Source organism: Bacteroidales bacterium, assembly GCA_018334875.1.
GTDB lineage: Bacteria > Bacteroidota > Bacteroidia > Bacteroidales > UBA12077 > JAGXLC01.
Window position 1 is genome coordinate 1 of the sequence record JAGXLC010000029.1, and the last position, 26,878, is coordinate 26,878.

The 26,878-nt window shown below is 41.9% G+C and carries 21 protein-coding genes; 14 read left to right on the forward strand and 7 right to left on the reverse strand.

What is annotated here, in order from left to right:
* Positions 1–133 precede the first annotated feature (133 nt).
* The 8 genes from lpcA (at position 134) to KGY70_04325 (ending at position 9,667) form a co-directional block, all read left to right on the forward strand.
* The gene (gene lpcA / locus KGY70_04290; GenBank protein MBS3774380.1) at positions 134–712 is read left to right on the forward strand and encodes a D-sedoheptulose 7-phosphate isomerase; all 579 of its coding nucleotides are present in this window, start codon (positions 134–136) and stop codon (positions 710–712) included.
* A 33-nt stretch (positions 713–745) separates the two neighbouring features.
* A complete protein-coding gene (locus tag KGY70_04295) occupies positions 746–2,284 on the forward strand; it encodes a YifB family Mg chelatase-like AAA ATPase (protein MBS3774381.1) in 1,539 nt (512 codons plus the stop codon).
* 225 nt (positions 2,285–2,509) lie between these two features.
* On the forward strand, positions 2,510–3,238 hold the full coding sequence (locus KGY70_04300; GenBank protein ID MBS3774382.1) for a TIGR04255 family protein: 729 nt from the start codon (positions 2,510–2,512) through the stop codon (positions 3,236–3,238).
* A gap of 4 nt (positions 3,239–3,242) precedes the next feature.
* Complete coding sequence (locus KGY70_04305) at positions 3,243–3,575, forward strand: hypothetical protein (protein ID MBS3774383.1); 333 nt, start codon at positions 3,243–3,245, stop codon at positions 3,573–3,575.
* Positions 3,576–4,169, forward strand: a complete 594-nt coding sequence (locus KGY70_04310; GenBank protein ID MBS3774384.1) for a hypothetical protein — start codon at positions 3,576–3,578, stop codon at positions 4,167–4,169.
* 285 nt (positions 4,170–4,454) lie between these two features.
* Complete coding sequence (locus KGY70_04315) at positions 4,455–6,008, forward strand: hypothetical protein (protein ID MBS3774385.1); 1,554 nt, start codon at positions 4,455–4,457, stop codon at positions 6,006–6,008.
* A 256-nt stretch (positions 6,009–6,264) separates the two neighbouring features.
* Positions 6,265–8,715, forward strand: coding sequence for a sodium-translocating pyrophosphatase (locus tag KGY70_04320; protein MBS3774386.1), 2,451 nt, complete (start codon positions 6,265–6,267; stop codon positions 8,713–8,715).
* Between the two features lie 124 nt (positions 8,716–8,839).
* Positions 8,840–9,667, forward strand: a complete 828-nt coding sequence (locus KGY70_04325; protein ID MBS3774387.1) for a hypothetical protein — start codon at positions 8,840–8,842, stop codon at positions 9,665–9,667.
* A gap of 143 nt (positions 9,668–9,810) precedes the next feature.
* Here KGY70_04325 and KGY70_04330 read toward each other — a convergent pair whose 3' ends face one another.
* The 6 genes from KGY70_04330 to gldA all read right to left on the reverse strand — a co-directional run bounded on the left by KGY70_04330 (position 9,811) and on the right by gldA (position 17,064).
* A complete protein-coding gene (locus KGY70_04330) occupies positions 9,811–10,692 on the reverse strand; it encodes a sugar phosphate isomerase/epimerase (protein MBS3774388.1) in 882 nt (293 codons plus the stop codon).
* 6 nt (positions 10,693–10,698) lie between these two features.
* A complete protein-coding gene (locus tag KGY70_04335) occupies positions 10,699–12,078 on the reverse strand; it encodes a Gfo/Idh/MocA family oxidoreductase (GenBank protein ID MBS3774389.1) in 1,380 nt (459 codons plus the stop codon).
* A gap of 18 nt (positions 12,079–12,096) precedes the next feature.
* Positions 12,097–13,245: a hypothetical protein gene (locus tag KGY70_04340; protein MBS3774390.1), complete on the reverse strand. Its 1,149-nt coding sequence runs from the start codon at positions 13,243–13,245 to the stop codon at positions 12,097–12,099.
* A gap of 279 nt (positions 13,246–13,524) precedes the next feature.
* Complete coding sequence (locus KGY70_04345; GenBank protein MBS3774391.1) at positions 13,525–14,817, reverse strand: MFS transporter; 1,293 nt, start codon at positions 14,815–14,817, stop codon at positions 13,525–13,527.
* An 11-nt stretch (positions 14,818–14,828) separates the two neighbouring features.
* Positions 14,829–15,818 (reverse strand): GntR family transcriptional regulator, encoded by a 990-nt coding sequence (locus tag KGY70_04350; GenBank protein ID MBS3774392.1) that lies wholly within the window; start codon positions 15,816–15,818, stop codon positions 14,829–14,831.
* Positions 15,819–16,149: 331 nt separating this feature from the next.
* Entirely contained in the window at positions 16,150–17,064 is a 915-nt protein-coding gene (gene gldA / locus KGY70_04355) for a gliding motility-associated ABC transporter ATP-binding subunit GldA (GenBank protein MBS3774393.1), read from the reverse strand.
* Positions 17,065–17,534: 470 nt separating this feature from the next.
* Here gldA and KGY70_04360 point away from each other — a divergent pair, with 470 nt between their 5' ends.
* The gene (locus KGY70_04360; protein ID MBS3774394.1) at positions 17,535–18,506 is read left to right on the forward strand and encodes a dihydrofolate reductase; all 972 of its coding nucleotides are present in this window, start codon (positions 17,535–17,537) and stop codon (positions 18,504–18,506) included.
* A 169-nt stretch (positions 18,507–18,675) separates the two neighbouring features.
* Positions 18,676–20,517, forward strand: a complete 1,842-nt coding sequence (gene ispG, locus KGY70_04365; protein ID MBS3774395.1) for a (E)-4-hydroxy-3-methylbut-2-enyl-diphosphate synthase — start codon at positions 18,676–18,678, stop codon at positions 20,515–20,517.
* Positions 20,518–21,769: 1,252 nt separating this feature from the next.
* Here ispG and metG read toward each other — a convergent pair.
* Positions 21,770–23,818, reverse strand: coding sequence for a methionine--tRNA ligase (gene metG / locus KGY70_04370; GenBank protein MBS3774396.1), 2,049 nt, complete (start codon positions 23,816–23,818; stop codon positions 21,770–21,772).
* 114 nt (positions 23,819–23,932) lie between these two features.
* Between metG and KGY70_04375 the strand changes: the two genes are divergently transcribed.
* The 4 genes from KGY70_04375 to KGY70_04390 all read left to right on the forward strand — a co-directional run.
* A complete protein-coding gene (locus tag KGY70_04375) occupies positions 23,933–24,844 on the forward strand; it encodes an LD-carboxypeptidase (protein MBS3774397.1) in 912 nt (303 codons plus the stop codon).
* Between the two features lies 1 nt (position 24,845).
* Positions 24,846–25,220 (forward strand): YraN family protein, encoded by a 375-nt coding sequence (locus tag KGY70_04380; GenBank protein MBS3774398.1) that lies wholly within the window; start codon positions 24,846–24,848, stop codon positions 25,218–25,220.
* 92 nt (positions 25,221–25,312) lie between these two features.
* Positions 25,313–25,918 (forward strand): DUF502 domain-containing protein, encoded by a 606-nt coding sequence (locus tag KGY70_04385; GenBank protein ID MBS3774399.1) that lies wholly within the window; start codon positions 25,313–25,315, stop codon positions 25,916–25,918.
* On the forward strand, positions 25,899–26,878 hold a 980-nt coding region (locus KGY70_04390), incomplete at its 3' end, for an aminopeptidase (protein MBS3774400.1). The genes KGY70_04385 and KGY70_04390, both read left to right, overlap by 20 nt.

Here is a 26,878-nt window from a genome sequence, read left to right on the forward strand (position 1 = left end):
AAGCCTTCATCGCGCGGTCTTAAAACAATCATAATCGAACAGTCCTGTGAAATCTTTATTTTATCTATCAGTCGGTACTATCCAACCAAAAAATTGGTATATATTCGCAACGTTACATTAAATACAGGCACACATGAAAGCGATACGAGACAATTTTTATGAAGCCCGTGATATTCTGGAACAATTTATTTCCAGCGAAGAAAACCTCAATGCTATTGAGCAGGCCGGCAATTTGCTCGTGAAAGCCCTTCAAAACGGAAAAAAGATCATTTCCTGCGGCAACGGCGGTTCTATGAGCGATGCCATGCATTTTGCCGAAGAACTCACCGGCCGCTTCCGGGAGGACCGCAAACCTTTCCCGGCCATGGCCATTTCAGACCCCACCCACCTCTCCTGCACCTCCAACGACTATGGCTATGATCACGTATTCTCCCGCTATGTGGAAGCCTTTGGCAATGCCGGTGACGTGTTGCTGGGCATCAGCACAAGCGGCAATTCGGGCAATATTGTAAAAGCCGTGGAAGTAGCCAGAGAAAGGAACATGAAGGTCATAACCCTAACCGGTAAAGATGGTGGAAAGCTCAGCCGGATGGCCGATGTGGAAATCCGTGCCCCCCGTTCGGCTTATTCCGACAGAGCCCAGGAGATCCATATCAAGGTAATACACTCACTGATACATTTTATAGAATTGAAGTTGGGGAATGTGAAATAATTTTCTTATCTTCCCTCCTCAAAATACGCAAAAATGCTGGTCAAGACTTATGGTAGCGCAGTGCAGGGAATCGATGCCACCACAGTAACCATAGAGGTGAACGATTTCCAGGGCATCAACTTTCATCTGGTAGGCTTACCTGACAATGCCGTCAAAGAAAGCCAACAACGGATCTTTTCCGCAATAAAAACCAATAATCTCGAGATTCCCCGGAAAAAGATCGTTATTAACATGGCACCCGCAGACATCCGCAAGGAGGGATCGGCCTACGATCTTCCTCTGGCCATGGGCATCTTGTCTGCTACGGACCAGATTCAGGCCAGCGGACTGGAAAATTATGTGATCATGGGGGAATTGTCGCTGGATGGAGGCGTGCAGCCCATCAAAGGAGTATTGCCCATTGCCATAAAAGCACGGGAGGAAGGATTTAAAGGATTTATCCTCCCGGAAAAGAATGCCCGGGAAGCTGCTGTAGTCAATGAACTGGATGTTTACGGCGTGCAAAATCTGAGTGAAGTGATCCGTTTCTTCACAGGAGAGAAAACCCTGGAAAGAACCATAGTCAACACCCGGGAAGAATTCTTTGCCAACCTGGCCAATCATGAAATTGATTTCTCCGATGTCAAGGGACAGGAGAATGTAAAAAGGGCTCTGGAGATAGCAGCAGCCGGAGGACACAATGTCGTTATGATTGGCCCTCCCGGTGCCGGAAAGACCATGCTGGCCAAGCGTCTTCCTACGATCATCCCTCCCCTCACACTCCATGAGGCGCTGGAAACAACAAAAATTCATTCTGTGGCGGGAAATATGGATCCGGAGTCCTCCCTGATGACACGCAGACCCTTCAGAACCCCCCACCATACCAGCTCTGATGTAGCCCTGGTGGGAGGAGGGAGCTATCCCCAGCCCGGAGAAATATCACTGGCCCACAACGGGGTACTGTTCCTGGATGAACTGCCGGAATTCCCCAGATCGGTACTGGAAGTAATGCGCCAGCCTCTGGAAGACCGCGTGATCACCATCTCAAGGGCCAAATTTACCGTAGAATATCCGGCCAGCTTTATGCTGGTGGCATCCATGAATCCATGTCCCTGTGGTTACTACAACCATCCGGACAAGGAATGCGTTTGTACACCGGGTAATATACAACGTTACATGAACAAAATCTCCGGCCCCCTCCTCGATCGCATCGATATTCATATCGAAGTGGTGCCGGTTTCCTATGAAGAACTATCCGACGTGAAACCGGCCGAAAGCAGTGACGAGATAAGGCAAAGGGTCAACGCCTCGAGGGAAAGGCAGGCGCAGCGGTTCGAAAAACACAACAACATCTATTCCAATGCACAAATGCACAGCAAAATGATACGGCAGTACTGTGAGATCGATTCAGCAGGCAAAAACCTGCTAAAAAGGGCCATGGACAATGTAGGACTATCGGCCCGGGCCTACGACAGGATACTGAAAGTGTCACGTACCATTGCCGACCTGGAAGACAGTGAGGCCATCCAGGCCCACCATCTGGCCGAAGCCATCAACTACCGCAGCCTCGACCGGGAGAATTGGGGGAGCTGAAGGCATACCAAACTATAACCCATCAATACAAGGTTAAAGTTATGGGAACAGATACGCAAAACAATTGGTTGAATTAAAGTTTATCCACTCCAGGAACCTTATAAAGCAGTAGAAAAAATTGAACCTGGCGGCATATAAGTATATGGAATTAACCTGAGATTTTGAATTGATCATAATGTATTAATTTTATTTTTTTGTATATTTAAACATTAAAAAATTAAACAAATGAGCAAGTTACCCAATGCTCCGCTGTTAGAAGTTGTTTTCGAACTTACTTGGGACAATCGGAATAAAAATGAATTAAAAGATTTTCAGTACTTGCATGGAGACTTATATTCTAAATTAAAACACAAATATCCTGATAGAATATCTCTTGTACCTCCAGAAGTACCTTATGAGGTTTTAATAAAAAAAGTTGTGCATCAATTCAGAAAATCTAAAAATGGTTACCCCTTATTTCAAGTTGGACCGGGAATACTGACTTTAAATACAATTGATGATGAGTATTATTGGGAAGTTTTTTATAATAATGCTAGTGAGTTATTAAATGCTTTTATAGATGTAAATCCCTTTGATGAAAATAAAAATTATCATCCAAATTTAAATTATTATGATTTTTTCCCATTTGACTTTGAAAACCAAAATGTTTATGATTATTTAAATAAAAAATTTAATATAACATTTAAACAGAATTTTTTAAATGTCGAAGTTAATCCAAATGGGTTAAACATTGGGTTTTATTATAAAACATCACTAGGAAATATTAATGTGAATTTTCGTAGAGGAAAAGCACATAATAGAGATGGAATTGTTTTACAAACAAAATTACTTGGACAAGCGTATAAACTTAATAAAGATGCACTCTTATCTTGGTTATCAGAGGCGCATAAATTTTGTAGCGAGACATTTAAAAATTTAACAGAAGGAGAATTATACGAATCTTTTAAAAAATGAAATTATGGATTTACAAACACAAAGTAATCTTGAAGTAAATGAAGAACAGGAGAAGTTTGATATAACTACTTTTGCTGGTTTTTGGACGAGAGATGAAGATTTGTATGATGTAGTAAATTTCTTATTGACAAATCTGGAATTATTTTATATCGAGGAAAATCCCATAGAAACCACATTAAGTTTTTATAATATAGAAGAATCTGAAAATACTTTCATAGAAAGAGAAGATGATTCAGAAGAAGATTATGATATTGATTTTAAACCCGATTATCCCAAGCATAGAATGAAAGTTAGGATTCGATCTGTTAAAGACCATGAACCAAAAGCCAATATATAGATGTATTATCCTTGGTATGATGATTCAATAAGCTTTTCAAGAGAAATTGAACAAGGGGATTTTATTCCTAAATGTCCTATTATAATCCCTCCTAAAATTATATTACAAGATTCAGAGCCTGAAGTAGATGTATTATTCATTAATTCTATCGTTTTATCCCAATCTTGTGATCTTGCTAATAATAAGTTAGAAATCGTTTTGGTTTGTCCATATTACCCTTTAAATAAATTTATTGAAGATTCACCAAACAATCTTAAAAAATCAAAGGTTATGAAAAATATGGTCAAAGGAAATTATGCTGGTTATCATTTACTCAATAAACAATCTGGTATTTTTGATGAACCAAAAGTTGTCGACTTTAAAAATGTTTATGGAATTCATTTTGAGGTTTTGAAAGATATTGCAGGTTCATTAGAAAAAAGAGTTAGCCCGAATTATTCACAAATAATTCTGACGCTATTGAAAAACCTGGCTTTTTGCTTCAATAAATTTCGCAAAAAAGCCGGTTTTTCTAATGCGGGGTTGCCTGCATCCATCCCGCAACCTATCCCGCATTCAAAAACTTTCCCGCTTACCAGCGGGATTCGTTTTTGAATAATGCAGGTTAGATTATTGCCTCCTTATAGGGAACATTTGTCACAAGCATTTGCAAGATATTTTATGAGAGTTGGTTTGCCACAAGATATAGAAATAGAAGATTAATAAAACCCTTTACAACATGATAATGATCAGGCCGCGGTAGCCGGCAAAACCATGCTGACCAAACGGTTGCCAACAATAATACCGCAGCCTCGACAGAGAAAACCAGGGAAGCTGAAGGCATATCCGTGAAAGATGTTTTATCCTTGAATGATATAATATCCCCAAAATTTGCTAATTATGAAATTCCAAAAACTAAGCAACCTTATTCTGTTTCTCTTCTTTGTCTCATCAGCATTTTTTCTGAGCGCATTTATATTCAGCCAAAACCTGGATAAAGCACATGAGTCTGAAATCAATGCTGATATTAAGTCTATATCTCCTTCCCAGAAAAACCCTTTCTACTTTTCCTGGAAAGAGAAACCCGTTTTTCTGCTTGGCGCAGCAAATTTTCATAGCTGGACTCCCATCAGCAGACCGGAAAATGTAAACATCAAACAGCAAATGGATCGGCTGGCCAAAGCCATCGGGAAAATCAACAGCCCAAATGTTCTTGGATTTGTCAGATGCCTGCCTTACGACCCGGCAAATCATATGCATGATGGCAATGTACCCACTGTATTGCAACCCTGGCGGAAAACAGAGGATGGACGATATGATCTGACCCGGTTCAATCCTTCATGGGAAGAACGGCTGCATCATTATCTGGAGGTGGCATTGGAACGGAATATCATTGTATCGCTTGAAGTGTGGGACGACTGGTCCGTTACCCGTGGCCCCGGAGGACAATACGATCCAGGACCTGATGGAGCCTGGAATGCCCACCCCTTTAATCCGAAAAACAATGTAAATTATGATGCCACTGTGTTGCCGGACACCACTTCAGCCTGTGGTGCTCCTTTCTACAGCACCATTCCTTCGGATGCAAACAACCAGACCGTACTCAAGCTTCAGCAAAATTACGTGGATCAGTTGATGGCCATCGCCGGTGATTATCCCAATGTGATCGTTAACATCTCCAACGAAAGCCGGGCCAACCTGAAATGGAGCCTATACTGGACAAATTATGTCCGCAAAAAACTGCCAGAGGGATATATGATAGGCGAAATGCCTTCCACAAACCGCAAGGATGGCGGAGGTCAGTGCCAGTACAAATTCAGCCCGCTTACCCTCTCAATGGATACGAATTATGATTACGTAGATATCTCTCAGGGGGTATCGGGCCATGAATTCAATACAATAACCGATCAGGTGATCAAAGGGGCACAAAGGATCCGTTCATACCGGCAAAGGATGCACACCCAGGGACAGGTAAAGCCTTTGGTGCTTTCCAAAGATTATACACGCGATGAACAGGGCGGCAGAATGGTTCTGTGGAGCCGCTTTACAGGAGGAGCCGCTTCTGCCAGATTTCACAGACCTTCAGGAGACCATGGAATGGAGGTCATCGACTTCCAGCATGAAACGGTAAAAAATCTGGGAAAATTCATTGCAACGCTTCCTTTCTGGAGCATGGCACCAGCACCCGATAAGATTCAATCCCTTCCGTTGAATGTCCGGGCCAATGTACTTGCCCAGGAGAAAGGCCATATCGTAGTGCAGGTAATCAGCGGCAAAAAGGGAGATGAAATTTCACTGGATATGGCAACCGGGCAATGGACCTTTGAATGGATAGACCCAAAAACTTATGGAGAATCAAGAAAACATACATTAAAAGTCAACAAAGAAGCCACCATAAAAATTCCGGAAGATAAAAAACATCAAATCCTTCATTTGTACCCTGTCAACCATTAATAAGTCAGCCGTACTGAAAAGGAAACGGATAATTTCATAAAAAGAGACAGAAAGGTCTTGCATCGGCTGGCATTACATGCCCTATTAAACCCTTGGGCAGTACTCCTTAAACATGGAAGTAACCAGAGCGTTTTTAATGGTCATGGTTTGGTCAGTTAAAATTTTCATTTAAATTTGTCACATCATTTATAAACAAATGGAAATGTATTTTTTCCTTGTTGATGTGGGATGTATTAGTTAAAACCAAATAAATCGTGTGCATATGGACTACATTATTTACAGCATTCCTGTACTGGCAGTATTGGGATTTATATTTATCGTGTGGAAAACTTCCTGGGTAAATAAACAATCGGAAGGAACCCAGAAGATGCAAGACATTGCCGGCCGTGTAAGAGCGGGAGCAATGGCATTTTTACAGGCGGAATACAAATATCTTGTTGTTTTTGTGGTAGCTGTGGCTATCCTGTTGTTCTTTAAAAGTACTACAGAAGCAGATTCCAATGGCTTTGTAGTCATTTCGTTTATCGTCGGGGCATTCTTATCTGGTTTGGCCGGAAATCTAGGTATGCGGATAGCTACCAAAGCCAATGTAAGAACAACCGAGGCGGCAAAAAACTCCTTAGGCAAAGCCTTGGGTGTTGCCTTCAGCGGAGGATCCGTAATGGGCATTGGCGTTGTTTCTCTGGGTATAATAGGACTGAGTGTTCTATTCATTCTTTTTCATTTCGTAATTGGCGCCAACTGGTCTTTAGCAATGGTCCTCAATGTAATCTCCTCTTTTTCACTGGGAGCATCATCCATTGCACTTTTTGCGAGGGTAGGCGGAGGAATTTATACCAAAGCTGCTGATGTAGGTGCAGACCTGGTAGGTAAAGTAGAAGCAGGAATTCCGGAGGATCACCCGTTGAACCCGGGTACCATTGCCGACAATGTAGGCGATAATGTGGGCGACGTTGCAGGCATGGGAGCCGACTTGTTCGAATCGTTTGTAGGAGCAATTATCGCAACCATGGTTCTTGGGTCTGCTTTTGTGGCTTTGCCTCCCTTTCAGCAAGGATTTGAACTGGGCGGAATCATATTACCTTTAGCCCTTGCCGGGGTTGGCATTCTTACATCAATACTGGGAACCTTCTTTGTTAGGGTTAAATCCGGAGGCGATCCCCAGAAAGCATTAAATAAGGGCGAATCGATTTCAATGGCCATCATGGTTGTTGCATCTTTCTTCCTTATTCAATGGCTTCTTCCTTCATCATGGACGAGTAAAACACTGATAGGAGGAGCCCAAACCTATACATCTCTTAATGTATTCTTTGCTGCGTTGGTTGGTATAGCAGTGGGATATCTTATAGGAAAAGTTACCATATACTTTACATCCACAGGCACGAAACCGGTAAAGGGCATAGTGAATAAATCCATTACCGGCGCAGCCACCAACATTATGGCAGGTCTGGAAATAGGCATGTTATCAACTGCCATTCCGGTTTTGGGAATAGCTGCAGGTATCATTATCGCTTTCAGTCTGGCAGGATTATATGGTATAGCCATTGCAGCAGTTGCCTTGCTTGCCAATGTAGGTTATCAGTTATCCGTGGATGCTTACGGGCCCATAGCCGATAATGCCGGAGGAATGGCTGAAATGAACGAGCTGCCTTCGGAAGTAAGAGACAGAACGGATAAGCTGGATGCAGTAGGGAATACAACCGCTGCTATTGGAAAAGGATTTGCCATTGGCTCGGCTACACTTACTGCATTGGCCTTATTCTCTGCATTCATGCAACAGGCCAACATAACAAACATTGATATAGCCAATCCTACAATTATAGCTGGATTGCTTGTGGGAGCTATGCTGCCGTTCCTGTTTTCATCACTGGCTCTGGGCGCCGTTGGAAGGGCTTCCAGGTCAATGATTGAAGAAATTCGACGCCAGTTTAATACCATCCCGCCTTTGACCGAAGCCCTGAAAGTATTGAAGAAATACGGCGGCGAAGTTGAAGATGTCAGTGATGAGGAGCGAAAGACACTGGAAGATGCCGATGGCTCGGCCGATTATCAAAAATGTATTGCCATATCTACAAAATCCTCACTTAGAGAAATGATGCTGCCAGGAACACTGGCTGTTGCAACACCCGCATTGGTAGGTTATATTGGAGGACCCCAGATACTGGGCGGCATGCTGGCAGGCGTTGTTGCATCAGGTGTGCTGATGGCAATTCTACAGGCCAATGCAGGCGGTGCATGGGACAATGCCAAAAAAATGGTGGAAGAAGGTTACGAATATCAGGGTGAATATTACGAAAAAGGCAGCGATACGCACAAAGCTACTGTGGTTGGTGATACCGTAGGAGATCCGCTGAAGGATACCTCAGGGCCTTCCCTGAATATTCTGATCAAGCTGATGTCCATTGTAGCCCTGGTAATTGCACCGGGTATTGCCCTACAAGAATCAGATCAAAAAGCTGAAAATGACGAAGCTTCTGAAAAAGAAATCACCACCGAAGCCAGTCAGTCTGAAATGTACGATGCGGGCAAGACCTTACATCTGAAAGATTATTTGAGTGCTAAAAAACAAAATGTTGCCATGGATTATATTAGCATTCATGCGAATAAGGTATTGGCTGGTCCTGCTTTTCTCGGTGCAACAGCCCTTACTCCACAGGAATACAAACACCGGCAACACATAAAACCTCTTCAACTTATCATACGTTAAGTACCATATTTGCCGGTTTTAACGGATGTTACAAAAAAAAGCCCGGTGCTCCCGGGCTTTTTTTATATTTGTACTTTATGGCATAGTATTTGATAAAGAAGATGGAGAAAAAATGAATCATATAATGAAAAACATGCATCTTACCCTTTTATCGGCGGTTGTATTATCGTTCGCTATTATCTTAGGATCCTGCGAAAACAATGAAAATGAAATATCTTCAGAAGATACTTCAGTCATTCAGGATGATGCATTGAGTGCTGAACTGTTCGAAGATGCTTTTACTGAAACGGATCTGGTAGTGGAAGAACAACTAAAAGAATTTAAAGGTGAGAAGGAAGATAGTTGTAAAACGGTCACCATGGAAAAGCTGGATTCAGATACACGAAAAATTATCATAGATTATGGTGAGGGGAACTGTGAAGATTTTCATGAAAGGGTAAAAGAAGGCAAAATTCTGATCACTCTGTCAGGCAAATACAGAAATAAAGGTTTTACAAGAACCGTTACCTTTGAAGACTACTTCGTGAATGATCACAAAGTAGAAGGCACCAAAACCATTATCAATCAAGGCCCCAATGACAAGGGTAATGTAACGTACACAGTAACACTGGAAAATGGTAAAATAACAACCCCTGAAGGCGATGTGATTACCAGAGAATCCGAGAAAACGAGGGAATGGATACAGGGATATGAGACGCCCCTCTATAAATGGGACAATAAGTATAAAGTAACCGGTAAGGCTACGGGTATCAACCGCAACGGCCTAAGATATACCCGGAGTATCAATGACCCGCTTCATGTGTCGGCCAAATGCCGGTTTATTCTTTCAGGTACCGCAGAAATTAAACCGGCGGATAAATCCTCCATACTTATAGATTATGGGGACGGCTCCTGTGATGACAAGGCCCAGGTCACCTTAAACGATAAAACCAAGGAAGTTCGATTAAAGTGATGGTATGGTTTAATCTTTATAGAAAGGAGGCTTTTTTGAAAAGCCTCCTTTTTTCTATATATTCTAAGTAAATACCCTTCATATCCACGTGGACCAAAGTATTCTACGCACAGAAAATTCCTTTATATATAAGATTAAGTGATTCAATCACCCTGTAAATACCTCAATTTGTATTCACGCCAGGTACTCATTGACTTGGTCAAAGCAAGTTCGCAATCCTGATTGATGTTATAGCACTGAAGGCCGAAGAGCCCTTCATAACCGTTATCTTTTAAATATTTAACAAGCTCGTATGTATCAAAGGTACCTTCTCCTAGTGGCTGGATGAGCCTGTCCCAACCCATCTTTTCAGTATTCCCCGCATCGGCTCCGTTTATGGAAACCATAAACAGATATGGTAAAGCTTGCTGAATTGCCTCTTTCCAGCCTTCTTCTCCCTCAACTTTAAGATAATGACAGGTATTGAAAACAACACCAGCATTTTCGCGATCAACCATTTGAGCCAGTTCTACCGAATGCTCAACGGTTTCACAATAATTATTTGCATGGGGATAAATGGCTATTTTTGTATTATAGGGTTCAGAAAAATCAGCCAGTTCACGAATCCCAAGGGCAAATAGCTTATTGCCCTTCTTTTTGTTGTCCATGTATTTATCAGTATTCAGAAACAATGTAACGACCAGATCCCGATCCTTTGAATCTTTTATTACTTCTTTAAGCCCTTCTTTATAGGTAATTTCGCCATTATCGGTAAGCGTCATTCCCCAATATATTTCAGGCATCTTTAGACCGGCCTCATCAAGCGTCGCACGTCGTTTGCGATAATCCTCACTTATGTGGCCTGCTAACCCATCAAAACCCACCTTTTTTATCAAATCGGCCTGGCCCTCAAAAGTTTCTGGTGCATTGGGCAGTGTACGCACTCCATTATTAAAACAATAAAAAGTATTATCAAGATTCTTTTTTTGAGAAGTTGAACACCCAAAAAAAGTTACCATCAATGCGAATATTAAAATGTTTTTCATCTTTCCTTATTTTAGATTAAATTGTTGAAATTTATTCATCCAGTCCACCACATGCTTGTCAATCCATTTTTCACGGAACGGGCGGGTCATCATTGCATTGGCAGCATTATCATTAAGAAACTTACCTGACTTTTGGTCCCAATTAACCTTTCGGCCAAGTTTAACAGATATCAGTCCCATCATGGTTAAAAAGTAAACATTATTGCCCACTTCTAGCGGTTCAAGAGTAGGATCGCCTGTTTCAATACTTCTTAAGAAATCGGCTTTATCCGATAAGGTTCCTTTGTATGAAATATCATTCTTCCCCGGCTCAAACTTTAAAAGCGAATCACGACTTACGGTAAGCTTATCCGGATATTCATTCTTTACCCAACCATCCGTACCGATAAATTTTACGTAGGGAGCATCAATTTTATACCTTAGTTTTAAACCATCCGAATATTCATAAGTAATATCAAATGTGTTGATGGTGTTCCACAGACCACTATCGAAAGTACCTGTTCCCTTTGCGGATACCGGCAATTCATACTCTTTTTTCATACCCCATAGTGCAATATCATTAAGATGAGCTCCCCAGTTGGTAATCATCCCATTGCAATAATCTGAAATCCGGAGCCATCCAGGACGGGTGTTAACTGTTTTGGGATCATGAACACGTTTTAAAGTATAAGGTGCCGGAAAGGCCGGTCCCAACCACATATCATAATTCAGATCATCCGGCACAGGCATGTTTTCTTGCGGCCCTACTGCACTCCCACTTAATTCGCCGGGAACGCCGACCTCTACTTCAACCAGTTCACCAATCAAACCATTATGGACCATTTCCACCGCACGATTCATTTCCCTTATGGAACGAAATTCACTATCCAGCCTGTTAGCCACACCCTTCTTTTTTACTGCCTCAACAACAGCGTTTCCATGAGCCGGGGCAACAGTAAATGCTTTTTCCATACAAACATGTTTCCCTGCCAGTGCTGCAGCAATTGTTGCCGGGGCATGCCAGTGATCCGTAGTTGAGATCATTACGGCATCCACATCTTTATCACCAATTAAATCCCTGTAATCATCATACTTTTTTACTCCTTTATAAGATTTTCCTGCATTTGAATAGGCATCATTTACTACTTTTGCTGCCAGGTTCATCCGCCAGGAATCAACATCATTTACAGCTACCACACGGCAATTACCTTGTTTTAAAAATCCGTTTTTCAGATTTACATTCACAGCCTGCCTGCCGGTTCCAATCATACCCACATTAATCTGATTGCCTGGGGCTGACTTACCAAGTACAGTTGATGGTACAACTGATGGTAGAATCAGCGTTCCGGCAGCTATAGCCGAAGATTTTTTTAAAAATTCACGACGAGAATTGTTCTTAGGTTTCATAAATTTTTAGTTTTTAATTTAGTAACTATTTAAGGTTTCAAGCATTGCTTCAATATTTTCAGGGGGGACCTCGGCCTGAATATTATGCACTGTACTAAACACAAAGCCTCCATCAGGAGCAAGCGTTTCAATGTTTCTTTTTACATCTTCTTTTATATCCTCCGGCTTGCCAGAAGGCAGAATATCCTGAGTGTCTACTCCACCTCCCCAGAAAGTGATATCTTTTCCAAAGTCCTTTTTCAGCTGAAAGGGTTCCATTCCACTAGCCCTTACATGAACAGGATTAAGAATATCTACTCCCAATTCAATCAAATCAGAAATAATGGGACGTACATTCCCGCAGGAATGAAACATCAACTTTTTGTCGGGTGCCTTCTCTTTAATGAATTTTAATACTCTGGCAAAATGTGGTTTGTAGTATTGTCGAAACTGCTCAGGATCAATTAACTGTGACTGCTGAGTACCGTAATCGTCTCCTTCTCCGATAATGTCTACCACATCGCCCAACTCATTCAAGGCAGCTTCCCAGAATTCAATTTTCAGATCAGCCAGTTTACCAATCAGTTTATCCGAATTTTCCGGATACATAAACGGGTCAAGCATGGAGTTCTCCATGCCACGTATACGCTGATGCATTTCAAACAATCCGGCACACAACCCTTTCGTAAAAACCATCTTTCCCTGTTGCCGGAATAGTCTCGCCTGTTCCCGTAATCCGGAAAATCTCCTCTTATCTGCAGCATCGGGCCAGGGATAACGCTCAATGATACCTTCCTCACCAAAATCTATATCCTTCAAAGGGCTTTTAACCAAGGTAAACCAGTAACCATCCTTTGGGTAATGATGTTCAAATCCCCACTCATCATGATATGCGTAATGATCACCTCCATCTTGAAGTTTCGAATAAACATCCCAGTTGTGGCTTGTCAGGGGAAAAACGCCCCTGACATCGGCCTTAACTTCTTCCAGGAATTCTTGGGAAGGCACAACAATTTGCTGGATAACATCAGACCAAACCGGGTTTTCCGGTTGTTTGCCAAGGTATTTCAAGTAATTCTGGTAGGCTGTGTTTGTGATGCCTGTCCAGGTAGTTGCAGCCAGATCATAAGGAATCTTGTCCGGCTCTTCATGATTTAATGCTTTTTCTATTCTTTCTCTTGAATTCATTCGGTTAACAGTTTATTAAAAGTTTAAATTTCAAATTGATTCATGTGCCAAATTCAGAAATTCTGCTTTTGTCGCCATGGAACCCGCATTTTACTCATGTTCTTGTTGTGAAGGTTCTTGCATGCGGGTTTCATCAGTGTATAAGTTTATTAAAAGTTAATATTTCAGTATAATATATCAAAATAACTTTAGTAACTCAGGTCAATCGCCATAAAACCCACATTTTAATAATGCTCCTAAAGTACAATAAGGTGCATACAGGTTTCATAGGATTTATTATTATGATAACTTCTTCATAGAAACGGATTTCATTTTAGGTGAAAGGAGATGCATCACAAGTAATCCCACCAGATAACCAAAAGCAGCAATTACAAATGGAAAAACATATCCTTCCGTACCGGATTTGTCCAGTGCATAACCTATAAGCAATGCTGTTCCCATTGCGGCAAACGAACTTACAGTGGTAGATAATCCAATAACTGAGCCGACAATTTTCTTGGGAAACAAATCGGAAGCCACGGTAAAAATATTGGCCGACCATGAATTATGAGCAGCTGCTGCAAGGGCAATCAAACCAATGGCCACAGGCATGGACTCCATGAAAGGAACCATCATAACAGGTAAAACCAGTAAGGCAGTACCCAGCATGGTTCTTTTACGGGCATAATTAGTTGATTTGCCTTTCTTAAGAAGCCATGAAGAAATGGCTCCTCCACCTATTCCACCTCCATAGGCAACTATGTAAATAATCACCAAAGGTAACGCCAACCCCTTCAATTCAATTCCATATTTTGCGTTCAGAAACTTTGCACCCCAAAATAGGTAGAAATACCAAACCGGATCAGCGAACAATTTTCCCAGAGCAACGACCCAGGTTTGCCGGTAACGAATTAGTCGTTTCCAAGGGATGTGGATTTTTTCCATATCTTCCTGATCGCTTTGAATGTAATCAAGCTCTTGTTTATTTACAAAGCGGCTTTTATCTGCGGGGCGGAATAAAATCAGCCACAACAAAAGCCAGCTGGCGCTTAAAATCACAGACAATACAAATACATATTGCCAGCCTCTGAAAGAGTATATGATAACCGGAATCAACAAAGGGGCTATTACCTGTCCAACATTGGATCCCCCATTAAATAATCCGGTTGCATAAGCCCTTTCTTTTTTCGGAAACCATTCTGCTACCGTTTTAATACTCGCCGGAAAATTTGCAGCCTGTCCGATTCCCAATCCCAGACGGGCAAAAGCAAATCCAAGCCAGCTTTGGGCAAAGGCATGTGATAAACTGGCAATGGCCCAGGCAATAACCGCAAGGGAGAACCCCCACCGAGTGCCCAGGCGGTCAATAACATATCCAATTACCATGGGACCAATGGCATAGCTCAACTGAAAGGCAAAAACGATATAGCCATACTCCTGCTCGCTCCACCCAATATCGCTCTGAAGCCGGGGAGCAAGTATACCGAGAATTACCCTGTCAAAATAAACAATGGTTGTGGAATAAAATAGGAGGGCAACTATTACCCATCTGAATCCGGTTTTTTTTGAATCTGCTTGTAGTTGTGCGGGCATTTTATGTAATTTTACAGTGATCTCCTGTTAATTAAAGAGATTGGAATAAACTCCTGCATGCCTTTGCGATTTCTGATAAAGTCGGTCATCACACCGGCCATCATTGAAAAATTGCAGGAAATAACCGTTATACCATCCCGGATGACTTCCTTAAGCGGAGTTTCATTATAGGAGATCACCCCTATATCTTTTCCCAGCTCCCAGTTCCTCATTTTGCATACTTTTAAAAGATTAACAAGGTCGGCATCGTCAATAACCAGATAAGCGTCCCCTTTTTGTACTTTAATCTGATCAAGGGAATTTATTACCTGGTGAGAAACGGCATATTCCTTACCAAATGCCAAAAATCCGTTCTTCAATGATTCTGGGTGGCCGCTTTTTTCAGGGAAACATAAAAAGAGCCTTTCGTACTTCTTTATTCTTTTTTCTGCCGAAACCAATGACTGGTATGTGCCTTCAAAAAAGTTCTGTACAATGAAATTGTAGTTGCTCCCCAGGCGGTCATTTCTTGAAATGATAAGGACCTTGCCGGCAGGAATCCGGCCAATCACTTTAGGGATTCGGGGGTGATTAAATGAAGAGATCACAAACAGATCGTAGATTGATGAGTTCCGGCCAATGATCAGCTCAAGAATTTTGATGTTGTAATGGTGAAAATATATCTCGATATCACAGATATCCTTTACCTTTTCGCGAAAATCGTTGTAAAGCGTTTCGAAATGTGCATCGAAACTGTGAACAATCATTAGCAACCTAAATTTGGCTTTGGGTTGCTTATTTACCACAAAGTAACCTTTTTTGGGACGTGACTCTATAACTCCCTGGCTAACCAGCTTATCATAGGCACGAATGACCGTTTTACGGGCAACATTGAATTTTTTTGCAGCGGAATTGATGCTGGGAATGACCTGCCCGGTTTTCAATTCACCATTTTGAATTGATTCCGTGATAGAAGCAATAACTACTTCCGATTTGGTTGGAGATCCAAACTCCTGACTCATAGTATTTGGAGGTTGGCATTCATTCCCAGACTGTATAATAATCTATCTGTGATACCCTGTTATACATTACAAAGATGTAAAATTTGGTTTTTTAAACAAGAAAATTAATCAATTTAAAATTATTTTAAATTGATGCATAAGCATTAAGTTCTGCAATTCAATGGAATAACAAACACCGGTCAATATGAAAGGAGGCATATCCTACTCGAGGATCATGGCAGCCAAGTGAGATTTAAAAATTTAGAAATTAAAACAACGAAATGGCAGACAATTCTCTGAAATATTTATTTATACCCGGGCACACCTTTAAAAAAAGATTTTTCAGTTGCAACTATTCCCGGGTTAAATCCCGGAAGACCTGCTCCAGACTTTTCTCTTTCTTTTGCATGGAAAGGACAGAAAACCCTGATTGTACGGCAAAATCAAAGATTCGCTGACGTATATCCTCCTTATCGCTGCTTTCCAGCAACCAATTTTTTGAATCTATTTTCTGTACCTTGTTGACTCCTTCAATCTGTGCCAGGGTACCCTCCTCGACCTCACGGTCGAATTCTACCTGTACGGTCTGCTTGTTCTCTTTAAGCCAGGAAGAAATGTTTCCTACCTTATCGTCTGCTACAATTCTTCCGTTGTTGATCACAATGATCCGGTCACAGATAGCCTCCACCTCCTGCATGATATGCGTAGACAACAGCACTGTCTTTTCCTTGCCCAGTCTGGATATCAGGTTTCTGATCTCGGTTATCTGATTGGGATCCAATCCGGTGGTAGGTTCATCAAGTATCAGCACACCCGGGTCATGAATAATAGCCTGTGCCAGGCCCACGCGTTGACGATATCCTTTGGACAAGGTTCCGATCTTTTTGGTTTTTTCCTTATCCAAACCGGTCAGATCAATCACTTCATGAATCCGTTCCCGGGTTTTATTTCCCAGCCGGTAAAGCCCGGAAACATACTTCAGGTATTCCTTTACAAACATCTGAGTATACAAAGGGTTATGCTCAGGAAGGTAACCAATGTCCTTCCTGATTTCAAGGGTCTGTTCCAGTGCGTTCCTTCCGTTGATCCAGGCTTCTCCGTAATTCGGCATTATATAGCCGGTTAATATCTTCATTGCAGTTGTTTTCCCGGCTCCGTTAGGCCCGATAAATCCAACAATCTCCCCGGGTTTCACTTCAAAACTAATGCCGTCCAATGCTTTCTGATCTCCGTAATACTTGGTAAGTTCCTTTGCTTTTATAGACATATCACAACTTTTTACTTATCCAGGCTTCTTCAACAATCCAACATGCTACATGTTCCGTATAATCCCCTATTCTCCGGAACCCATACCCCGACTCAATTCATTCGTGTAACAGTTTATTAAAGGTTTGAATTTCAAATTGATTTATATACAAAATTTACAAACTCTGCTTGCATTACAATGGAACCCGCATGTTAATCATATTCTTGTTGTGAAGGTTCCTGCATGCGGGTTTCAATAGTCAAAAATTCCTGCCCAATTTACAAAAATAAATCAAACTGGATGATACCCATACTTATTCATTACAGACAATAAGCCATATCTCCGAACAATTGTATACATGTGATGTTATTCCGTATGATTTTGTTAATATCATATAATGTCATTAACTTAGCATTTCAATTAACTAAGGATTGCTAATTTGGACAGTCCACAATATAAATCTCAAACGGATAAAAAACCGATAAACCACTATGGCACATAAAGTATTGATAACTCACCACATACCGGTTGAGGGGCTTAAGGCCATTGAAGAAGACTTTGAAATTAAACTACCGGAAAACAAGCATTTTTCGCAAGAGGAACTGGCCGAAATGATCCCTGAATATGATGCACTCATTACAGTTTTCGGATTTGAAATTGGGAGGGATCTTATTGAAAAAGGAGAAAATTTGAAGATCATTGCCAATTTTGGTGCCGGCTATAATAATATTGATGTAGAGGCAGCTACGGAAAAAAACATTCCCGTAACCAACACACCAAAAACGGTCATCGAGCCCACAGCAGAACTTGCCTTTGCTTTGCTTTTGTCACTGTTAAGAAGAGTGGCGGAATTTGACCTTAGAATCAAACACAAAGAAGAAATCCGGTGGGAAGTAATGGCCAACCTCGGACACACACTGGAAGGAAAAACACTGGGGATTATAGGCATGGGAAACATCGGAAAATCGATGGCAATGAAAGCAAAAGCTTTTGGGATGAATATCCTCTATTACCAAAGAACGCCCCTTGATTATACCGATGAAAAAACTTACTCAGCAGGCTATGTTAAATTTGAAGAACTACTGAGAAAATCGGATGTTGTATCACTGCACACTCCCCTCACAGATGAAACCCATCATCTGCTGGATGATAATGAATTAATGAAGATGAAACAAGGTGCTTTTGTTATTAATACGGCAAGAGGTGCGGTTATACACGAAAAAGCTTTGATCCGGTACCTCCGGAATGGTCATTTGGGTGGTGCCGGCCTGGATGTCTATGAATTCGAGCCGAAAATCAGTGAAGAGTTGCTGGGAATGTCCAATGTTGTACTTGTACCGCATATAGGCACCGCCAACTATGAGACCCGGAAAGCCATTGCCGAGGAAGCTGCAGGCAATGTTGTAAAATATTTTAAGGGAGATCGCCCCCCTAATCTGGTAAACCCGGATGTATACCAGTAGGTTGGATTGTCATATTTATCTTACAAAAAATTGAAATTACACCGCAACATAAAGTCATCCCCTGTGATATGGTCGTTAACAAAATTGGAGTGTCTGGCAGGAATTTGATCTTTCAGTGGTTTCCGCATCTGACAGAGCAAGCGGGCAGCAAATAAAAGCATTAGAGAAAATGACTCAATTCAACCCGGATAAAAAGAAATACTGTGAAAGCCTTACACAATATAAACGACTGAACACCTCGGAGGTACGTGTAGGACATATCCCAATGGGAAACGGACATCCTATACGCATTCAGTCGATGACCAATACCGATACCAATGACACCCCGGCTACGGTAGAACAGATCATGCGTATGGCTGATGCCGGTGCAGATTATGCCCGTATGACCACACGCACGCTGAAAGAAGCTGAAAACCTGTATAACATCAAAAATAACCTGTTGGAGAAGGGTTATCAGATTCCGCTTGTGGCCGATGTTCACTTTAACAACAGAATAGCCGAAAAGGCGGCTGCCATTGTTGAAAAAGTCCGCATCAACCCGGGAAATTATGCCATAAGGTATTCCAGGAAAGGAGATCTGGAAGAAATACGCCAACATTTCATCCATCTGATCGATATATGTAAAACCAACAATACGGCCCTTCGCCTTGGTGTGAACCATGGCTCCCTGTCAAAAAGAATCATGGATCTTTACGGAGATACCCCACAGGGCATGGTTGAATCGGCGCTGGAGTTCATAAAAATCTGTGAAGGGCAAAATTTCCACAATGTGGTAATTTCCTTGAAATCCAGCAATACACGCATTATGGTTCAGTCCAACCGATTGATGGTTCATGAAATGCTGAAAAGAGACAGGATTTATCCACTGCATCTAGGGGTAACAGAAGCCGGAGAGGGTGAAGACGGTCGCATAAAATCAGCCGTGGGTATTAACGCTCTACTCGCTGACGGTATCGGAGACACCATCCGGGTGAGCCTCACGGAAGCCCCCGAAGAAGAAATTCCCGTGGCCAAAATGCTTACCGGGCTTATACAGAGCGGACCAACACACATTAAGCTGCCTGAAATCACATCATTACCTATCAACCCCTTCGATTATACAAAAAGAAAATCTTCAGAAGTAAAATTTATTGGGGGAAGCCATTCTCCTGTAGTGATTGGCAGAAAAGAATCCTCTGACTCTCTGAAAGCCGACCTGATCATGGCTCATTCAGACAATGAACTCAATGGTTCAAATTCACCAGCCATTCTACCCTATCATGAATGGCTGAAAACAGGTACGCCGGAAAACCGCTATCCGCTTTTTAATTCCATCTCTCAATATCTGGAACACAAAAAAGGGTCAGAATACCCAACCTTCATAAGCACTTCAATGGATGAACTCAATCAGACAGAAGAACTCAAAAATGAAAGCAATGCAGTACTGATCCTTCAGGCCCATTCTGAAAACCCCACCTTTGAGCAACGGCGGTTCATTATTGGATTGATGAACAGGGGTATAAATTTGCCCGTAATAGTGCACAGGCGGTACAGCGAAAACCACCTGCCAGTTTTAAGGCTAAAGGCTGCTGCCGATATCGGGCTTCTTTTCCTCGACGGTCTGGCTGATGGATTGTTCCTTGAAAATGAAAAAAACATTCAGGAGGAAAAGCTTCTCCAGATTTCATTCGGTATCCTGCAGGCGAGCCGAAGCAGAATCTACAAGACTGAATTCATATCCTGCCCCGGGTGCGGAAGAACGCAATTCAATCTGGAGAAAACTGCTGAAAAAATCCGGCAAAGAATGGGTCATCTCAAAGGATTAAAAATAGCCATCATGGGATGTATAGTAAATGGTCCGGGTGAGATGGCCGATGCAGACTATGGCTATGTTGGCTCCGGTCCGGGTAAGGTTACCCTTTATCGCAATAAAGAAGTAATCAAACGTAATGTCACGGAAGAAAAAGCTGTGGAAGAACTGGAAAGGCTTATCCAGGAGTATGGGGACTGGGAGGTTAAGAAGAAGGAGTGAGTTGGGAGTAGTGAGTTGGGAGTAGTGAGTTGGGAGTTGGGAGTTGAAAAAAGGCGAAGCAGGCAGAAAAATCTAATAGTCATTCAGTCGTCATTTATGGTCATTCATGGTCATTTAATTAAAGAGTTTGACAGGGGTTATGGGAAGAAAGTTGGTCCCGCATTCTGCGGGAGCAAACCAAATGCCTCAGTTGGCAGAAGAATGCAAGGGTCATTGGGTTGTTAGAAAGGGTTTGAGGTTTGAGGAAGAAGTTGGCAAGGGGCAAAAGTTGGCAAACGCCTAAGTCTGGAGTTGGCAGAGTAATTATAATGTCATTGTCATTCATGGTCATTGATGCCTGCCAGCAGGTGGGCATCAAAATCCGGACAAGTTTGGTTGTATCCGAAGAGAGGTTTCAGCTTAATGTTCATTCCGGCAGAAGTCCCGCCATTGTCCTGGAGGTATTTCATATATTAATTACTATTCGGGACGGTGTCCTGAAGGTATTTTATATCTATTTACTATTCGGGACAGTGTCCTGGAGGCAATACATATATGTGTTACTATTCAGGACAGTGTCCTGAGGGTATTGTATATCTGTTTTACTATTCGGGACACTGTCCCGGAGGTATTTCATATATGGTAATTCTTTCAGGTCAGTGTCCTGAAAGAATTATCCCAATAAGTTTCTTTTGTGCCCTTGTCCTGGAGGTGTTTCGTATAGTTTTTCCGTAAGCCGCAGCCCGTGCTATGATTTCTTCTTATATAATCTTTAGTGCCTTAAGTGGTTTAATAAAATTAAATTTTACAATGTAACAATTCTCATCACCCGCAAACATTTTGTTCTTAGCCTTAGCCTCAGCCTTCGCCTTTTCTAACAAGTTGGCAGAATGCAGTTGGCAAACTCCCATTGATCAGCACTCCAATCTCCATATTCCTTAGCCTTCGCCTTATCCTTAGCCTTCTTTTAATAAGTTGGCAGTGGGCAATGGGCAGTTGGCAAAATTTGCCAGAAGCTTCTAAGTCTTGTGCTTATAATCAACAGTTTGACAATTTGGCAATGTAACAATTTAAAAATTTGATCGTAGCCTTTCTACTCTTCGCCTTAGCCTCCTTTTAACAAGTTGGCTTGGCAAAGGGCAGTTGTCAAACTCCCATTGATCAGCTCAACATCCCCTATATTCCTCAGCCTTAGCCTTATTTTAACAATGTGTCAATTTAATCATTTAACAATTTCCATCCCCCGACAGTCGCTCTGTTCTTAGCCTTAGCCTCATTTAACCACCGCCCCTACCTGGGTTTTATTTCCGGGAGAAAGGAAGTTCAGGTTGCCTTCCGAATCCTCTGCCATCAATATCATCCCCTGGCTCTGAATGCCTTTTATCTTTTTCGGTTCCAGGTTTACTGCAATACTTATTTGTTTGCCTTTTACATCCTCAGGATTAAACTGCTCTGCAATTCCTGCAACCACGGTCCGCTGATCCAGACCGGTATCAATCTTTAACTGCATCAGCTTTTTGGTTTTTGGAACCTTTTCTGCTTCCAGAATCTCTCCCACACGAATATCCAATTTAGAAAAGTCCTCAAAGCTGACATTTTCCTTACCCGACTGAATGGCTTGGGCTTCCTGATCTTTCTTTCTCCTGGCTTCTTTAAGTTTTTCTACCTGCCTGTTAACGGTCTCATCGTCTATTTTCTGAAACAGATGTTTGGGCTTATTCAATTCATGTCCCACGCTCAGAATGTCCAGCTTACCGGCAAGCTCCCAGTTCAGCTTACTAATATTCAGCAAATTTCTTAACCTTTCGGCGGTAAACGGTAAAAACGGTTCAATAATGATAGACAGGCTGGCCGTAATCTGCAGGGAGACATTCAGGACGGTCTGGACCCTATCGGGATCCTTTTCATAAAGGCTCCATGGCTCCGTATCAGCAAGATATTTGTTCCCCAGACGGGCCATATCCACAGCGATCTTCACTGCCTCACGAAACTTGAAATTTTCTATGCGATTTTCCAGATCTTCTTTAATGGTAGCAGCCTTCGAAAGAATATCCCGGTCGTAGTCAGTAAGTTCACTGCATTCAGGAACTTTTTTATTAAAATATTTTTTGGTCAACACCAATGCCCGGTTTACGAAGTTGCCCATCACAGCAACCAGCTCGTTGTTGTTGCGGCTCTGAAAATCATTCCAGGTGAAGTCATTGTCTTTCTGCTCAGGAAAATTGGCTGCCAACGTATAGCGGAGGACATCGATCTTATCGGGAAAATCTTCTACAAATTCGTTCACCCATACCGCCCAGTTCCGCGAGGTGGATAATTTACCGCCTTCAAGATTGAGGAATTCATTGGCAGGCACATTGTCCGGTAAAATGTACTCACCGTGAGCATTCAGCATGGATGGAAATATAAGGCAATGGAACACAATATTGTCTTTACCGATAAAATGTATCAGGCTGGTATCTTCATCCTTCCAATATTGCTCCCAGTCTTTTCCATTTTCTTCAGCCCAGGCCTTTGTAGCCGAAATATATCCAATAGGAGCATCAAACCATACATACAGTACCTTGCCTTCAGTACCTTCAATGGGCACCGGTACACCCCATTCCAGGTCTCTTGTTACAGCCCGGGGCTGTAATTTCTGATTGAGCCACGATTTACACTGGCCATAAACATTGGCCTTCCAGTCATCCTGATGGCTGTCCACCCACTTTTCAAGCCATTCCTCCTGATATCTGTCCAGAGGAAGATACCAATGCCTGGTTTTCTTCAACTGGGGTTTATTGCCCGAAAGCGCTGAAACCGGCTTGATCAGCTCTTTAGGACTCAAGCTGGTACCGCACTGCTCACACTGATCTCCGTAAGCATTTTCATAATTACATGTGGGGCAGGTACCTACAATATAGCGATCAGCAAGAAATTGCTGCTCTTGCTCGTCGTAATACTGTTCCTCTTCTTTCTCGATAAACTCCCCTTTTTCATATAAGGTGAGAAAAATATCTGAAGCAGTTTGATGATGCAGAGGATCTGAAGTTCGGTGATAGATATCAAACTCAATACCCAGATCCTGAAATGCCTTTTTATTGATTGCATGGTATTTGTCCACTATCTTCTGAGGGGAGACACCTTCTTTTCTGGCCCTTAATGTAATGGGCACTCCATGTTCATCCGAGCCACAGATGAAGGCAACATCCTTTTCCTTTAGCCGCAGATAGCGCACATATATATCAGCAGGCAAATAGGCTCCTGCAATATGGCCGATATGTAAAGGTCCGTTGGCATAAGGCAGAGCGGACGTTACAAGATATCTTTTGGGATCTTTCATATCTTACTTATTTGAGATAATAAATGCTTAACTTTAACGGGCAAATATAGTTAAGATAATCGTTATATAATAATACAGGGTAGGATAATCGTCTTACGCCAAAAAGCTCCATATATGCTTACACCATCCACACTTAAAAGGGAAGATACCATAGGCATTGTAGCCCCTGCCAGAAGCATTGAAAAAGAAGAGATTGAACCGGCTATCAAAATGATCAATGATTGGGGTTTGCATGCGATCACCGGAAAAAACCTGTTCAGAAAGCATCATCAATTTGCAGGTACTGACAGGGAAAGAGCTGAAGATTTTCAACTAATGCTGGATGATGACAGCATTAAAGCGATTCTATGCGCCAGGGGCGGGTATGGAACAATACGCACACTGGAGCATCTGAACTTCAAAAAATTCCTTAATCATCCCAAATGGATCATCGGATTCAGTGACATCACCGCAATCCATTCCTATATCAATACAAATCTGGGAATTAAAACACTACATGCCCAAATGGCGGTTAATTTTCCGGATACCGGCAAGGAAAATCAATCGCTAAAGCTGTTGAAAGAAACCCTGTTTGGGAGAACCCTGGCCTATTCCTGGAAAACAAACCATGAAACCACAAAAGAAAAAGAGATAAGGGGCCAACTGACCGGAGGCAATCTTTCCGTTCTTTACAGCTTAACCGGCACCCCTTTTGATATATCAACAGATGGAAAGATACTTTTCCTGGAAGATCTGGATGAATATCTTTATCATGTGGACCGGATGATGATGAATTTTAAACTATCCGGAAAACTTGACCGGATAAAAGCCCTGATGATAGGCGGTATGACAGAAATGAACGACAATGAGACCCCGTTTGGAAAAACAGCCTATGAGATCATTCATGATATATCGGAAAACTTTGATTTTCCGATGTTCTTTGATTGCCCTACAGGCCATATAGAGAATAACCTTCCCCTTATCATGGGAGGAAATATTCATATCCGGCAAAAAGAAAAAACAGTATTCGTACAATTCGATTCTTAATATGAAAAACTCAAGAGATAAAAAAACACTGGGGAAAATCGGGGAAGAACTTGCCGTTAAGTTCTTAAGGAACAAAGGGCTTCGTATATTGAACATTAACTGGACTTATCAGCACAAAGAAATTGATATTGTTGCCGAAAACAACGACTATCTGATTATGGTGGAAGTAAAAACACGAAATATCAGTTTCGTGGAATCACCGGAAGAAATGATCCCCATGAGAAAACAAAAAGCACTTATTAATGCAGCAGAAGCCTATATCATGATCCACGATATAGACAAAGAAACCCGTTTTGATGTCATCATTGTAGTATTTGAAAATAAGAAACCCACCATCGAACATATTGAAGATGCTTTTCAACCGGGTATCATTTGAATACAAAAAAATACAAGAAAAACTCAAAAATAATCGGAGAAAATAATTCTCTACTATATACATTTGTAGAAACAAAATTAAATGCAGCGGTTATGAAAAAATTTTTCAATTTATTTCTACAGGGTTTATTGTATATCGCTCCGATAGGCCTTACCATCTTTATATTATACAACATTTTAAAATTCATGGACGGCTTGCTACAACCCTATATTCAAGAGATCTTCAATTTTAATATTCCCGGGGTTGGGGTTATTGCCATCATCCTTCTGCTGGCCTTACTCGGCTATGTAGGACAAACCATCATTGCCAGGCCCGTGAAAGCTACATTGGGTAAGCTGATGGAAAGGATTCCCTTCATGAAACTTATATACGCGGCTTTAAAAGACATTTTCACCGGTTTTGTCGGAAAAGAAAGTAAATTCAATCAGCCTGTTTTGGTGAAAGTGAATGCAGTTTCAGAACTGGAAAAGCTGGGTTTTCTCACTCAGGAGGATCTCTCAAATATTGGAGTTGAAGGGGAAAAAGCGGCTGTATTTTTTCCTCATTCCTACAACTGGTCGGGCGAACTTTTCATTGTTCCCTGCAAAAACATCCGGAAAATCGACAGTCCACCCTCAGAGGTTATGAAATACATTATATCAGGAGGCGTATCAAGTTTTAATTATAAAAAACCAGATTATGACGACAATGTTCAGTAAAATCTTATTCGCAGCAATAATTATAGCGGGTATCTTTTTCAAACCTGCCGTTGCTCAAGATGAAAACAAAAATGGTTATCAGTTCACCGATGAGATCCGGTTAGAAACCACATCTGTCAAAAATCAGCACAAATCCGGTACCTGCTGGTGCTTTGCAACGGTATCCTTTATTGAGACAGAACTGTTAAGGATGGGGAAAGCCGAATATAATCTTTCGGAAATGTTCCTGGTTCGTCACACGTATATGCAAAAAGCAAAAGATTATGTCAAGTTTCATGGCCACAACAACTTCGGACAGGGCGGTCAGGCCCACGATGCCATGACTGAGTTTGAACAGCACGGTATCGTACCCGAAAAGGTCTATCCGGGTACCGAGTATGGAACGGAAAAACATGAGCACAGTGAAGTAGCTTCCGTCTTGAATAATTATGTTGAAACCCTTACAGGAAACCGGAGCAGCAAACTCACTCCCGTATGGACCGAGGGATATGCCAAAATTCTGGATAACTATTTCGGTGAAGTTCCGGAACAATACGAGTATAAAAACGAAAGCTACTCGCCCCAAAGCTTTTCAAAAGCACTGGATATCAACCCAGACAATTATATCGAACTCACTTCATTCACCCATCATCCCTGGTATGAAGCTTTCGACCTGGAGGTGCCCGACAACTGGGCTCACAAAAAATATTACAACCTGCCTATCGACGAACTGGTGGAGGTGATGGATCATTCCATTGAATCGGGTTATTCTGTGGTCTGGGACGGAGACGTAAGCAACAGGGGGTTTTCTTATGGTCAAGGCATTGCAGTTGTTCCGGCTAAAGGCGTGACCTCCTTCAAAAATCAGCCGGTTGAAGAAAAAGAAATTATACAGGCCCACAGACACATACAGTTCCTCAATCAGACCATGACCGATGATCACCTGATGCACATTACAGGGATAAGCAATGATAAGGAAGG

What these genes read in the sequence shown, in the direction of transcription:
- lpcA (MBS3774380.1), top strand. Translation starts at nt 134, where the DNA reads ATGAAAGCGATACGAGACAATTTTTATGAAGCCCGTGATATTCTGGAA.
- KGY70_04295 (MBS3774381.1), top strand. Translation starts at nt 746, where the DNA reads ATGCTGGTCAAGACTTATGGTAGCGCAGTGCAGGGAATCGATGCCACC.
- KGY70_04300 (MBS3774382.1), top strand. Translation starts at nt 2,510, where the DNA reads ATGAGCAAGTTACCCAATGCTCCGCTGTTAGAAGTTGTTTTCGAACTT.
- KGY70_04305 (MBS3774383.1), top strand. Translation starts at nt 3,243, where the DNA reads ATGGATTTACAAACACAAAGTAATCTTGAAGTAAATGAAGAACAGGAG.
- KGY70_04310 (MBS3774384.1), top strand. Translation starts at nt 3,576, where the DNA reads ATGTATTATCCTTGGTATGATGATTCAATAAGCTTTTCAAGAGAAATT.
- KGY70_04315 (MBS3774385.1), top strand. Translation starts at nt 4,455, where the DNA reads ATGAAATTCCAAAAACTAAGCAACCTTATTCTGTTTCTCTTCTTTGTC.
- KGY70_04325 (MBS3774387.1), top strand. Translation starts at nt 8,840, where the DNA reads ATGAAAAACATGCATCTTACCCTTTTATCGGCGGTTGTATTATCGTTC.
- KGY70_04330 (MBS3774388.1), bottom strand. Translation starts at nt 10,692, where the DNA reads ATGAAAAACATTTTAATATTCGCATTGATGGTAACTTTTTTTGGGTGT.
- KGY70_04335 (MBS3774389.1), bottom strand. Translation starts at nt 12,078, where the DNA reads ATGAAACCTAAGAACAATTCTCGTCGTGAATTTTTAAAAAAATCTTCG.
- KGY70_04340 (MBS3774390.1), bottom strand. Translation starts at nt 13,245, where the DNA reads ATGAATTCAAGAGAAAGAATAGAAAAAGCATTAAATCATGAAGAGCCG.
- KGY70_04345 (MBS3774391.1), bottom strand. Translation starts at nt 14,817, where the DNA reads ATGCCCGCACAACTACAAGCAGATTCAAAAAAAACCGGATTCAGATGG.
- KGY70_04350 (MBS3774392.1), bottom strand. Translation starts at nt 15,818, where the DNA reads ATGAGTCAGGAGTTTGGATCTCCAACCAAATCGGAAGTAGTTATTGCT.
- gldA (MBS3774393.1), bottom strand. Translation starts at nt 17,064, where the DNA reads ATGTCTATAAAAGCAAAGGAACTTACCAAGTATTACGGAGATCAGAAA.
- KGY70_04360 (MBS3774394.1), top strand. Translation starts at nt 17,535, where the DNA reads ATGGCACATAAAGTATTGATAACTCACCACATACCGGTTGAGGGGCTT.
- ispG (MBS3774395.1), top strand. Translation starts at nt 18,676, where the DNA reads ATGACTCAATTCAACCCGGATAAAAAGAAATACTGTGAAAGCCTTACA.
- metG (MBS3774396.1), bottom strand. Translation starts at nt 23,818, where the DNA reads ATGAAAGATCCCAAAAGATATCTTGTAACGTCCGCTCTGCCTTATGCC.
- KGY70_04375 (MBS3774397.1), top strand. Translation starts at nt 23,933, where the DNA reads ATGCTTACACCATCCACACTTAAAAGGGAAGATACCATAGGCATTGTA.
- KGY70_04380 (MBS3774398.1), top strand. Translation starts at nt 24,846, where the DNA reads ATGAAAAACTCAAGAGATAAAAAAACACTGGGGAAAATCGGGGAAGAA.
- KGY70_04385 (MBS3774399.1), top strand. Translation starts at nt 25,313, where the DNA reads ATGAAAAAATTTTTCAATTTATTTCTACAGGGTTTATTGTATATCGCT.